The following is a 12,794-nucleotide window of genomic DNA, read 5'->3' as shown; positions in this document are numbered from 1 at the left end:
AGGGAGTAGGGAGTAGGGAGTAGGGAGTAGGGAGTAGGGAGTAGGGAGTAGGGAGCAGACAGTAGGAAATGCTTCGACCACTGTAGTCTATCTATTTGAAAACCGCTATAAATAGATATATATCAAATGGGTTTGATAAAGGGTAAATATTTCTCTTCTCTAGTTTGACATTCAATTCAATTCTATTACTCAAGGCAAAATTTCCTGAAAATTCTCTAACGATTAAGAAATAGAAAGAAGTTAAGTAAGCATGATTGGGATTTATACATTTTCTGGCCTCTATTATCATCAAATTCAATTCTCACCACTCTGGATAAATATTTTTCTTCTCTAGTTTGACATTCAATTCAATTTTATTGCTCAAGGCAAAATTTCCTGAAAATTCTCTAACGATTAAGAAATAGAAAGAAGTTAAGTAAGCATGATTGGGATTTATACATTTTCTGGCCTCTATTATCATCAAATTCAATTCTCACCACTCTGGATAAATATTTTTCTTCTCTAGTTTGATACTCAATTCAATTCTATTACTCAACGCAAAATTTCCTGAAAATTCTCTAACGATTAAGAAATAGAAAGAAGTTAAGTAAGCATGATTGGGATTTATACATTTTCTGGCCTCTATTATCATCAAATTCAATTCTCACCACTCTGGATAAATATTTTTCTTCTCTAGTTTGATGCTCAATTCAATTCTATTACTCAACGCAAAATTTCCTGAAAATTCTCTCAGCATTAAGAATCAGCAAAAAGTTAAGTAAGTACTATTGAGGTTTATATATTTTCTGGCCTTTCTGATAATCAGATTCAATTCTCAGCATTCAGGGTAAACATTTCTCTTATCTAGTTTGATGCTCAATTCAATTCAATTCTATTACTCAACGCAAAACTTCCTGAAAATTCTCTCAGGATTAAGAAAGAGATTGTCTAGGTATCAATGATGAGGTGAAATTTACTCAGATATTTTTTGAAATGGAAAGATATTTGTCTTTGGATTGAATACTTAGTCAATAAATAATTAAGGAGCAATTATTCTTATGTCAGACACCATTAGAGTCATAACTTATAGCAGTATTAACACCGCTACAACTGATAATAAAGAAGGTGCAAAAAGTATTGATGCGTTTAGTCCACCCATGCCTAGATTTTCTACAGAAAAGTCTTCTAAATCTTCAGATAAAAAGATTGGAGAGTATGAAGTTGCAGTGGATACTTTAGAAACAGAAATGGGTCATTTGATAGATGTTTTTGAGCGTTTGTTGAGTAGAGCAGAAAAACCTACTCAGACTGAAATTCAACTAGATGAAATAGAAATTTCAGTTGAAGTTAATGGAGAAGGAAAAGTGAGTCTTTTCGGAAGTGGAGGAAAAGCTGGTGGTAAAGGTGCTATCAAACTTAAATTTAAGCGGCATCTACAAAAATAAAATTCAACTAGACGAGATAGAACTTTCAGTTGAAGTTGATGAAGAAGGAAAAGAGAGTCTTTTTGGAAGTAGTTTCAGCAATTAACAATTAACAATTAATAATTAATAATTACTTCTCCCTTTGAGGGAGAGGATTGACATTTAAGGGAAAAAAATCTCTTGAAAGGGGAGGTGTTGAACCTGAATTATTTAATTATTAATTATTTGGTAAAAGCTGGTGGAAAGGGTGCTATAAAACTTAAATTCAAGGGACATCAACAAAATGCCTAAGAAGTTTGCAATGACTATTGGAGTTCAGAAATATAAGTTTATTCCTCTCAAGTATGCTGCAAATGATGCTGAAAAAATGCGAGACTTTTTACTTAAAAAAGCAGGTTTTGATCAAGTTTTGCACTACTCAGATGATTCTTCTAATAGTTATGAATATCCAGGACGTTCTGATATAGAAATAAAATTGAAAGAGATTGGAAATTTATCAATGGGGTCTGACGATTACTTTTGGTTTTTTTTCAGTGGCCATGGTTTTATAAATGACGGTCTTGACTACCTCATGCTTTCTGATACCCATGAAGATATTCAAAAAAGTGCTATTTCAGTTAACTATGTCATTCAGCAGCTTAAAAAATGTGGAGCGGGGAATGTTGTGTTGTTTCTAGATATGTGCAGAGACCAGGGTATTAAAAGTATCAAAGGGCCGGGAGAGCAAACTAAACAAAAAGCTCGTCAAATGGGAATGATTAGTTTTTTTTCTTGTAGTCGTGGCGAATATTCTTGGGAACTACCCGAACTGGAACATGGGGCTTTTACTTATGCGTTATTAAATTTATTGGGTACACAGAAAGGAGCAACTGTTAAAGAGTTAAATAAATACCTGAAAGAAAAGGTTCAACAATTAACTCAATACAGACAAACTCCTTATGTTATAGCCGATCCAATTGAAATGTCTGATTCTATTTTGATGCCAAAGTATGCAACTATAACAGATAATTTTAATTGGCATACCACCAATAATCAAGATCAAGTAATGACTCTCGAAGAGTTATTGCAAGAAAGAGAAATAATAGAAAAACTTAGAAATCAAAGAAATAAAAAACAAGAAGATTCAGTAACACAAACTCAGTCATTATTAAGCACATCAAATATTCAGGAAAAATCTAATAAGTTTTCCTTGAAAAAAATATTAGTATCTACAGCATCAGTAGTAATGTTAGTCTTTGGTACTAATACCATTACTTTCAATCGACTGTCACAAATAAATACTCAATTGCCTAAAGCACCTGCTCCAGGTATGAACGATGACTATAAAAGGATTCGACTTGTTGATGAAAGAGTTAATAATATCCAGGAAAAAAATTTAGCAATTAGAAAGTTTAATCAAAATGATATTCAGGCTGGCAAAATGGCTGTAGAAAAATTACTAGAAACAGGAAAAATAGAAAAAGCAGCAGAAGCGATCGCTGCTGTACCCGAACAACTCAAAGACCATCCAAAAATTAATTTTCTTAAAGGTAGATTAGCTTGGGAAATTTTCCAAGATAGTAATCAAAATAATCTGATATATGAAGCTATAAGTTATTGGAAAAAAGCTGCTGCTAAAAGTCCAGAAACTATTCAATATCAAAATGCGTTAGGCTTTGCTTATTACACTAAAGGAGATATGGAAAAAGCTTATGGTTATTGGTTAAAAGTATTGCATTTTTCAGGAAAAATCCCTCCTGTTCCTGATAATGATCTGATAAATTTATCTGTCAATAAGATAGAAGTTTTGAATGCTTATGCTGGTTTGGGATTAATACAGTTTAAATCTGCTCAAAATTTACAAAAAACTCCCGAGCAAGCTTTATTTTATTTGAATAAAGTTATGGGAGAAAGTGGCAAAAATTTTCATATTCAACAATTGCAAAAAAATTGGCTTTGGTCTCCCAGGGCACGTCAAGATTGGGATTTATTATTGAGAGGTCAATATTCAAAAACAGCCATTTGAACAGAATAAATATTTTGAAGGAATTGTAGTAATATTACAGCGGATTCCAGGTTTATGAGGTACAGTGACACTAAATTTTTAAATAGTTTTTGAAGTATGCAATAAAGTTTTCATTCTTATTAATCAAATTTACTAGAATTACTGTACAACACTTACATGGAATAGGCTGTATGTCCGGTTGAATAATTATAAATAAATGACGGAGAAGTCAGGAGTCAAGAGTCAGGAATTAGGAGGGAAGAAAGAAGAAGAAAAAAGCAATAAAATAATAAATAAGAGGAAAAGGAGAAAGTTTTTTCATAACTAATTATCCGGACATGATATAAGATATTGACAATTAAAATTTACCGAATAATTAAGGTTTAAAGCCTCTTATTCTTTGAATAAATCAAGAAAAAAAATCATGTTCGCCAATCCTCTTATTTTAAGGAGAGGTAATTATTTATAGCATTTCTCAAGTTACTGAGGTACAGTTGTTTTTCTTCTTTTCTATTCCCTGTTTCCCTACTCCCTAAAATAAATAAATTTTGTACCTCACGTTTCTTGATAATTGCTGTGTTAATTGTTAATTATTAATTCTTGAACTATTACCTATTACTGCTTTGCTTTTTCAAGAATATATTTTTAGGAACTTTACCTAATTGATAAGCACCACGACTATCTAAATATTTATATTGCCCAGGCTTTAATCCTACATGAATAAACTTTTTTGGATAACCAATCATTACAACATTACCAGAAGAGTCTTTTTGAACAATTTTCTCTAAATATTCTCTGGCATTCGTAGCGCGTCTGAAAAATTCTACTTGTTGCTGAGTATAAAAAACTAAACTAGGTTTTTCAAAGCTAATCATAATTATTTCTTCTCCAGGTTTTCTAACTTCAACAATAGTTTGAGCTAGTTGACGTAAGGGTAATTGACGTTCTTGGTCTACTAAAAATATCATCGGATTAATAGTAAAAATTAAACAAGCTACTAATCCAATAAAGTTAGTACTCCAAATCCAAGAAGTTTGTTTTTTAACTAAAAGAAATACCACCACTATTGCTGTAGTTATTAAGATTAATCCACCACGAATTAATAAACCCGACTCTCTAATTAAATCTGAGAAATATGGCATAGCTGGGTCTCCATCTAACCAATTAAAACTGAAGATAATTGCTATGGCTAAAATTAGCAGAAAAATGATATTAGCGATAATTGAAGCAGATAAAAAGCGACTTATTAATGTAGAATTATTTCTCTTGGATTTGGCAACAGGTTTAACAAAATTATTACTTGTATTCAAAGTTAATGTGGAATTATTAGCAGTTTTATTAGTCTGACCAATAACTAAATCTCTATTAATAATAATATCGCTCCAAAATAATCCTATTAATATTGCTGCTGCTGGCATTAATGGTAAGACATAACTCGGTAATTTGGTGGCAGAGACTGAGAAGAAAATGAAGATACTAATAAACCAGAAAAAAACAAATAGACTTAACTGTTCATTTCGTTGTTTATTACACCAATAACGACGTTGCCAAAATTTAGTTTGAGCGATCGCTATGGGTAAATAAATAGACCAAGGTGCAAAACCAATTAGTACGACTAAAAAGTAAAAGTACCAAGGTGCTCCATGATGATTAACAACTTTGGTAAAACGTTCAAAATTGTGATAACCAAAAAAACTATCAATATATTCTTTTCCATTGACTAAGGTTACTAAAGAATACCAAGGCAAAGTAATAGTCAAAAAAATTAAGCTACCACGCCAAATATTGATTTCTTTCCAGATTTGAACAAATTTTCCTACATATAATAAAAATGAACCAATAATTATTGCTGGTAAAACAATTCCAATCGGGCCTTTGGCGAGAACTGCTAAAGATATTAGGATATAAAAAGCTAAATACCATCTGTTAATTTTGGGAGTTTTTGTGGCTATTAATAATTGATTTTTATTTGGCTTTGATGAAACTTTTTTTCTGAGTATTTTGCTGTTTTTTGAATGTTGATTTTTTTGTTCTTGAGGATGATTTACTTGATAAATTTGATGATTATCTGCTTGTGAAGCATATCCGATAAAAAAGGCGAATAAAGCCGAACACATACAGCCTGTTAATAACATATCAGAAACTCCAATACGTCCCCAAGCAATAGTTTCTGGATTTAAGGCAATCATAGCAGCACCAATCCATGCTATTAATAATTTTACTATTAAAAACTTATTCTTAGGGGTAGATTCCTGATTACTCAAATGATAATTACCATATTTGTAGAGGACGTAAAATCCAAAACATACTAAACAAGTCGCAGATATTGCTGAAGGGAGACGCACAGACCATTCATTAATACCAAAAATATGATAAGAGATCGCCATTAACCAATAAATTAAAGGTGGTTTATCGAAGCGAGTTTCTCCATTAAAATAAGGTGTAATCCAATCTCCAGTTTCTACCATTTGACGAGCAGCTTCAGCAAAAAGTGGTTCTGTTTCATCAACTAGACCAATATTTCCCAAATTACAAAAAAAGGCTAACCAAGCAAGTAAACAGATCCATAAAACAGAAAGTCCTAATATTAAAAGATGATTTTTTGGTTGAGTTTTAAACCAATTGATAATTTCTAATTCTTGTATTAGTTTCATTCAGATTTAGTTATCCTTTGTTCTTCTTAAAAGTTTCAACCCTAATTTAGCTATAAATTAGACCAAATTGAAAAAAGAATGTTACAAATAAACTGGCGAGTAAATAATTAATAATTAATAACTAAGTAAGCATTCAGCTATTAGCATTTCCTAGGTCATGCTGCGCAAACAGCTATCAGCTTTTTAAAGAATCAAGCAAAAACTAAGGTTAGCGGACAGAAATATTTCATTTCCTGCGGAATGCTGCGCAAACAGAACTTTTAATTCTCCTTGACTACTCATTCCTTCTTCCAAGATAATGAGTTAATAACTCACAGCTGATATAGTCATTCCAGTTAAGATTGAGACAAGAGTTTCTTACCTTGAAAGAGTTTCAGTTGAAAAAGTGTTCCAGTCTTATTCAGAATGACTATAGCTGACGGCTGAATGCTTAAATAACTAACAATTAATAATTTACTAAAACCTACTAACTGCCACCTAGAAAGTTATTTGTAGTAAACATTTATCAATTTAGTATTAGACCTATTGCAAAAGTTTTACTTACATCAATTTTAAGATATGAAATCAGCAATTCCCTATTACCTATTGCTTCTATTGAAAGAGTGACCATTAATCATATTTTTTCAAGGCTTTAAAATTAACAGCCATTCTAATGTTTCTCTATTCCAAGTAGGAAATTTTGTTTCTCCTACAACATAAGGTCCCCAGTATAAACGAGAGCCATCTTGGGCAAAGACAACTAGGATATCTCCTGGTTTCAAGGTGAATTTTTCTTCTGGCAAAGAAAGTATTAATCCTCTATTACTACCTTCTCCCGGAGCAAAATCCCAGTGAGCAGATTTTTGGTAAGATTGGTCTGAGGATTTAGCTAGTAGTGCTAGACGAATTGGACGATTTGTACAGTTGCTAACTCGAAAAGCTCCTTTATCGGTTTTTACTATGGATGATTGAGAAGTAGTTGTGAGGAGACCACATTCTTGAATCTGTTTGGTTGGAGATGTTGGTAGGGGTTTCTGAGTAGGAATATTTAATAACTGAGGTTGAGACAATGTTTCATAATCATTTTTTTCCCAAGATATTGTCAACTGAAATCTGCCAATAATTAATCCTAACAAAAAAAATATAAAAGTAATAATAATTTGTGTATAAGGTTGAAATTTCATTTGAATTTGATTCTTTCTTTTCGTTCTTAACTTGGCACCCTGATTTTGTTCAATTAACCTGATACATTACAGCTTGCTCTTCTGCTATGTTAAACTAACTAGAGTATTTTTAACTTTCAAATTGATTTAAAAAGTCAAAAAATTAAAAATACAATAATATAGCACTACAAGAAATGGTTAGTACAATTTTCAATACAAAAACCCTTTTACTGTTTGCTATTCCCTGTTTTCTGTTCCCTATTCTCTAGCCCATAGCGCTATATATTTAGCTTCAATATCTATATCTATGCAAAATACTCGTCTTAATAGATTATTTAATGTTATTAGTGAAAGGTTTAGGCAATGGTTGAGTAATCCTTGGCGTCGAATTTCTCTATTAGTTATTAGTTTGTTATTTGGTAATTTTGCTGGGACTGCGGTTTCTACGATCGCTGGACAAGAAGGTTACTTAGATGTTATTTATGCTTTAATATGTTTGCTGATTACTGAACTATTAAACTGGTTTGCTTATGGTATTAAGGGGAAAATAGCACGTTCTTTGGGAATAGATATTTTGAATGGTTTTAAAATTGGTTTTACTTATGGTCTATTTTTAGAAGCTTTCAAATTAGGTTCTTAGCTCGAGGTGGTCGGTGGTAGGTTTTAGGTTTTAGGTAACAAACTGTAATTTTGTCCGACTACTTAGCAGTTAACTAGCTTTCAACTATTAGCTTGGATTGACATTCTGGACTTCTACAAGCAGAATAATTTAAGAGGGGTTTGAAATGCCATTTCAAAAGGAATTTTTCTCGATTATCGATTTAAGTATAAATCTAAGCTGTTTGTTGACTACTGAATTGCTGAACCCCTTTTTCAAGTAATGATTAATATATAGCAATGAGAAATCATTTGTAAAAAATATAAGGATATATAAAAAACCTGAAACTTTTACCTTTATTCTCAGTTAAAAATTTCCTGTTCCCTAAATTAAAAGATATTTTTACCCGCAACTAAAATAGGATTACCATATTTATATTTCATCTTCCCTTTAAACTAATATCTACATTTCCTAAACTATAAGCTTCTGTTACTATTGTCACTATACTCTGAAGATCGGGCGGTAAACTTTTTCAGCCTACTACCTAAAACCTACCACCTTCTTAAATAATTTGATTTTTATGGGATTTTCCAATTTATCTCGAGTACAAATTTTAGAAGCTTTAAAGCTAGGAAAATTTATAGGAAAAAAAGAATTAGAAATCTTAGAAACTCAGGAATTAATAGACCAAACACATGCCCAGATTTTTAACATTACTTCTGAAAATGTCAGAGAAGTAATTAGAGAGCGATCGCTTCTATTTCAATCTGTAATTACTGACTATCATAAATTACCATTGAAGGATAATAATACTTTAGAAAATTTATGGAAATTTTGGTTGCCTTTAGGGATAAAACTAGCAGATAAATGTCAAAACCTAGGTCATCCATTAGTTCAAGGTATTTTAGGGGGGCAAGGAACAGGTAAAACTACTCTTGCTAAAATTTTAATCTTGATTTTAGATAAACTTGGCTACAATACAATAGCTATTTCTGTTGATGATATTTATAAAACCTACGCTGAACGTCAACTATTACAAAAACAAGATTCCCGATTAATTTGGCGCGGTCCCCCAGGAACCCATGATGTTAACTTAGGAATAGAAACTTTAGATAAGTTACGTCAATCTCATAATCAAAAATCTGATAATTTAATTCCAATTCCTAGATTTAATAAGTCTCTTTTTAATGGTGCTGGAGATAGAATTGAACCTGAGATGGTAAGTAAAGTTGATATTATTTTATTTGAAGGTTGGTTTGTTGGAGTTAGACCAATTGCTGAGAAACTTTTTAATGTTGCACCACCACCTATTATCACAGAAACAGACCAGGAATTTGCTCGTGATATGAATCGAAAATTAATAGACTATTTACCTCTTTGGGAAAAGTTAGATAAGTTAATTGTTTTATACCCCACTGATTATCGCTTTTCTAAACAGTGGCGACAACAAGCAGAACAACAAATGATTGCTTCTGGAAAATCGGGGATGAGTGATGGTCAAATTGAAAAATTTGTGGAGTATTTTTGGAAAGCATTACATCCAGAATTATTTATTAAACCACTGGTGAAAAATACTAAATTAGTAGAATTAATCATAGAAATTAATTCCGATCATTCACTTGGCAAAATTTATCAACCAAATTATTTTAATTGAGCAACAAAATTTTATTGATTACTATTCACTGAGAGGTTATCTGAGAAGTCCCATTTGCTACATCGCTCGCCCCCGCGCATCCCCCATTCAACAAAAAGCGCAGCAACATCTAGCCTCCCTCTTGGAAAGGGGGAAAGGAGGGGGATTAACTTTGTTTGTTGGGGTGCTCGGGGGGCAAAATCCAGTATCAGAAAAACTTTTCAGATATACTCTTAAAGTTTTTGGCAAAGAGAGCGTGAAACGAAAAATATACAGTAGATTCCAAGTATATAAAGTACAGAGATTAACAATTAAATGAATGCAAATGCGGGCATCTTGCCCGCGATAAGTGTATCTCATTCAAGCAGAATATTCTGTATAACCAAATAGGATGGTAAGCAGTGAGAAAAATTCAATTTCTTTCATTTCCTGTTACCAACACTAACCATACTAAAACTACTTATAACTGTATATTTAGTTTGACTCCAAACTATTTATTTATAAACCTTTTCTTTACCTTCTTCTTGAACTTCAGGAACTACTTTAGGGCTCACTTCAGGAACTACTTCAGGGACTATTTTTTCAGGAGCACAAGCAATAAAATTAGTTAGTAAACATACACTTGGACCTATGCTTGTACCACGCAAATTAACCCCTTCTAAATTAGCTCCACTAAGATTAGCAAGAGTTATATTTGTTTCAATTAATTTTGCCTTAGCAAGGTTAGCATTAGAAAAATTTACATCTTTCAAATTAGCTTGACGCATATCAGCATTAAAAAGGTCAGACTCACTCATATTGGCATTTTCTAAATTAGCTCTAAACCAAGATGACTGACGTAAATTTGCATTAGAAAAATTAGCCCCACTAACAACAGATTCAATCAAATTAGCTTCAAATAGATTAGCATTTTCTAAAGTTGCTCCTGTCAGATAAACTCTAGATAAATTAGCATGAGCTAGGTAAGTATCTGTTAAATCAGCACCTCGAAGATCTGCATCATTCATTTTTACTCTCGAGAGGTTAGCATTAGAAAGATTAGCACCAACAAGATTAGTCACAGCAAGATTTGCCCCAGACAAATTTGCACCTTCAAGATTTGCACCTTCGAGGTCAGCTCCAATCAGTCGAGTAGGATTGGTCTGTTACCAGACCTCACCCCTCTAAGAACCGTACATGAGCCTTTCAACTCATACGGCTCAAGCCATACTTCAAGCCTTATTTCACTCGGATTTATGTACCTGCTTATGACACATTCTATGTAGGTGTATAAGGTTATTCACGTCATCTGAACCGCCTTTCACCACAGGTACTATGTGATGGATTTCTAGATGTTCACCATTAAGCAATGAGTCGTTACAAATTGGGCATTTATAATTTTGATTTTTGGCTACTTTGTCCAATTTAGAACCTTTGGCCCATCTTTTACTACCCATTGATTTGTTACGTTCTTCAAAATAGTCAGTGTAGTTAGCATCATCTGCACTGGCTACACTCTTGACTTTAATGTGTCTGATAATAGGTATATCTTTGGATATATCAACTAAAATTATAGGTTTCGTTTTTCCGTTTCTACCTACTTCTTCGCACATGAAAGTCCATTTGACCCCATTGTAATAGTGGAAGTATCTGTCTTTTATCCATTTTTTGCCTTTGAGCGGATGCCTACGAACCGCCCATTTCCAAAGATAGTTGGTTAGTCTATGATTAACATAGGAGAAAACTTCCTTACTAACTTGGCTTCTGTAGTAATTGGCAAAGCCTCGCAGGATAGGATTTAGTTTTTTGATCAGGGCGACTTGGGTTAAACCTAATCCTTTATTTATTTCATCCTTGAGTTTCTTACAGAATTCAAGGACTTTTTCCTTTTCAGGTTTAATTAGTAATTTGCCACCATAGTGACGTAGATTGAAACCTAAAAAGTTGAATCCCTCATCTATGTGAACTATCTTTGTTTTTTCGGAGTTGATTTTAAGTCCTTTCTCATATAACCATGTTTTTAAAGTTGTGAAAGCTGTTTCTAGGTGTTCTTTCTCTCTAGCTGTAATTACAAAATCATCAGCATAGCGAATGAGGCCGAGTTTTGGTCTGTGATAACCTCTTGCTTTGGCAGGGAGTTTAATAGAGGTGATTAATTCCTCTAATCCATGTAAGCCAATGTTGGCTAGTATTGGGCTAATCACTCCACCCTGCGGTGTCCCTTTTAAGGTTTCGTATTTAACACCATTGTCAATGAATCCAGCTTGTAACCAATCCTTGATTAGTTTCCTTGCAGGGAAAGAGTCAATGAGATTGATTATAGTTTCATGGTTAATGTTATCGAAAAATCCTTTTAAATCAACGTCTAGAACCCATCTATCTGCGTTTCCTGCATTGAGTCTGCTGTAACATTGCATAATTGCATCGTGACAGCTTCTTTTTGGTCTGAATCCATAGCTATTGGGTTCAAAAACCGCTTCCCATTCGGGTTCTAGGGAATTTTTAACTATTGCTTGTTGTACTCTATCTCTCACGGTTGGGATGCCGAGAGGACGTTGTCTTGGTGCGCGTTCCCTCTCTTGGTCAGCATTCCCTCTCTTGGTCGGCGTTCCCTTGCGCCTGTCGGCGGCGCGGGGTCCGACCGCTTGCGTCTGACGCCGACGCGGGATCTGACCGCTTGCGTCTTTCGCCGACGCGGGGTCGCACCGCTTCTTACCGTTGGACTTAGGAATATAAACCCTTTTAACAGGTTTGACTTTGTTTTCCTTCCAATTGTTAATAAGTTTCACTCTATCTTCTGGAGTTTTTATCACCTCCTTATCGATACCAGAAGTAGCTTTACCGCTATTCAATTGAGTGATTTGTCTAACAGACAATAGTAGATTTGAGTAGGACTTTAGTATCAGTTTTTGCAATCTTCTTAGTTGCTTATACTGACCGAGCTTTTTGGCACGAAAAATACGTCTTCTTAGGTTTTTGACAATTTTGATAGTTTTACGCCAGTTAATGTCGTTCCAGCTATTTAATTGTCCCTCCTGTCCATTTATCTCTTGATGAGATATCAAACTTTTCATTTGGTTCAATTCCTGACAAGTTTTCTTTTTCGTATATGACCCAAGGTACGTCTGCTTCGCTTTCGCTCAGGGGCAAATTTTGAACCCCTATCCACTTCATTACAAAGTGGCATTCGCTTCTTACCTCATCCTTCTCCCTCCAGAGATTTCCGCATTGATTACTCTTTGCCTATCAGTAGATTGACTACCATACTGAACTCTGTAGGGTTTTTCCTGTTGTATCATTTGAAGTTCTGTGATGCTTAAGATGGTTATCTTTTCTGCGAGGGGGATGTTAGAGTCGATGGAGGGTATTATCCCTCGCACCTCTCCTTCAGAACCGGACGT

9 protein-coding genes are annotated in these 12,794 nt (G+C 33.6%); 4 read left to right on the top strand and 5 right to left on the bottom strand.

Annotated elements, in window-relative coordinates; translation table 11 throughout:
- Window positions 1-1,037 precede the first annotated feature (1,037 nt).
- Together AC3DU7_RS11015 and AC3DU7_RS11010 are read left to right on the top strand one after the other, a co-directional pair.
- Window positions 1,038-1,424 carry a Pepco domain-containing protein gene (locus tag AC3DU7_RS11015; protein WP_488039395.1) on the top strand — a complete coding sequence of 129 codons (387 nt, stop codon included), beginning with the start codon at window positions 1,038-1,040 and terminating at the stop codon, window positions 1,422-1,424.
- A gap of 262 nt (window positions 1,425-1,686) precedes the next feature.
- Entirely contained in the window at window positions 1,687-3,408 is a 1,722-nt protein-coding gene (locus AC3DU7_RS11010) for a caspase family protein (protein ID WP_488039394.1), read from the top strand.
- A 587-nt stretch (window positions 3,409-3,995) separates the two neighbouring features.
- On the opposite strand, the gene AC3DU7_RS11005 is transcribed toward AC3DU7_RS11010, so the two are convergent.
- Window positions 3,996-6,041, bottom strand: coding sequence for an ArnT family glycosyltransferase (locus AC3DU7_RS11005; RefSeq protein WP_488039393.1), 2,046 nt, complete (start codon window positions 6,039-6,041; stop codon window positions 3,996-3,998).
- 623 nt (window positions 6,042-6,664) lie between these two features.
- Window positions 6,665-7,204, bottom strand: coding sequence for a hypothetical protein (locus tag AC3DU7_RS11000; RefSeq protein WP_488039392.1), 540 nt, complete (start codon window positions 7,202-7,204; stop codon window positions 6,665-6,667).
- A gap of 286 nt (window positions 7,205-7,490) precedes the next feature.
- On the opposite strand from AC3DU7_RS11000, the gene AC3DU7_RS10995 reads away from it, so the two are divergent.
- Together AC3DU7_RS10995 and AC3DU7_RS10990 are read left to right on the top strand one after the other, a co-directional pair.
- Window positions 7,491-7,823 (top strand): DUF565 domain-containing protein, encoded by a 333-nt coding sequence (locus AC3DU7_RS10995; RefSeq protein WP_202224815.1) that lies wholly within the window; start codon window positions 7,491-7,493, stop codon window positions 7,821-7,823.
- Window positions 7,824-8,361: 538 nt separating this feature from the next.
- Complete coding sequence (locus tag AC3DU7_RS10990) at window positions 8,362-9,435, top strand: glycerate kinase (RefSeq protein WP_488039391.1); 1,074 nt, start codon at window positions 8,362-8,364, stop codon at window positions 9,433-9,435.
- 473 nt (window positions 9,436-9,908) lie between these two features.
- Here the strand turns inward: AC3DU7_RS10990 and AC3DU7_RS10985 are convergent, their stop codons facing one another.
- The 3 genes from AC3DU7_RS10985 to AC3DU7_RS10975 all read right to left on the bottom strand — a co-directional run.
- The gene (locus AC3DU7_RS10985) at window positions 9,909-10,538 is read right to left on the bottom strand and encodes a pentapeptide repeat-containing protein (protein ID WP_488039396.1); all 630 of its coding nucleotides are present in this window, start codon (window positions 10,536-10,538) and stop codon (window positions 9,909-9,911) included.
- Window positions 10,539-10,637: 99 nt separating this feature from the next.
- Window positions 10,638-12,467, bottom strand: a complete 1,830-nt coding sequence (gene ltrA, locus AC3DU7_RS10980) for a group II intron reverse transcriptase/maturase (RefSeq protein ID WP_488039390.1) — start codon at window positions 12,465-12,467, stop codon at window positions 10,638-10,640.
- Window positions 12,468-12,587: 120 nt separating this feature from the next.
- Window positions 12,588-12,794, bottom strand: a 207-nt coding sequence (locus tag AC3DU7_RS10975) for a hypothetical protein (RefSeq protein ID WP_488039389.1), incomplete at its 5' end; no start/stop codon positions are given.

It is taken from the genome of Okeania sp., from assembly GCF_983059655.1.
The sequence above is the reverse complement of the archived record's forward strand: the minus strand, read 5'-3'. Positions and strand labels throughout refer to the sequence as shown.

Excerpts from the sequence above, each read along its gene's own strand:
- AC3DU7_RS11015 (WP_488039395.1), top strand. The coding sequence starts at position 1,038 with ATGTCAGACACCATTAGAGTCATAACTTATAGCAGTATTAACACCGCT.
- AC3DU7_RS11010 (WP_488039394.1), top strand. The coding sequence starts at position 1,687 with ATGCCTAAGAAGTTTGCAATGACTATTGGAGTTCAGAAATATAAGTTT.
- AC3DU7_RS11005 (WP_488039393.1), bottom strand. The coding sequence starts at position 6,041 with ATGAAACTAATACAAGAATTAGAAATTATCAATTGGTTTAAAACTCAA.
- AC3DU7_RS11000 (WP_488039392.1), bottom strand. The coding sequence starts at position 7,204 with ATGAAATTTCAACCTTATACACAAATTATTATTACTTTTATATTTTTT.
- AC3DU7_RS10995 (WP_202224815.1), top strand. The coding sequence starts at position 7,491 with ATGCAAAATACTCGTCTTAATAGATTATTTAATGTTATTAGTGAAAGG.
- AC3DU7_RS10990 (WP_488039391.1), top strand. The coding sequence starts at position 8,362 with ATGGGATTTTCCAATTTATCTCGAGTACAAATTTTAGAAGCTTTAAAG.
- ltrA (WP_488039390.1), bottom strand. The coding sequence starts at position 12,467 with ATGAAAAGTTTGATATCTCATCAAGAGATAAATGGACAGGAGGGACAA.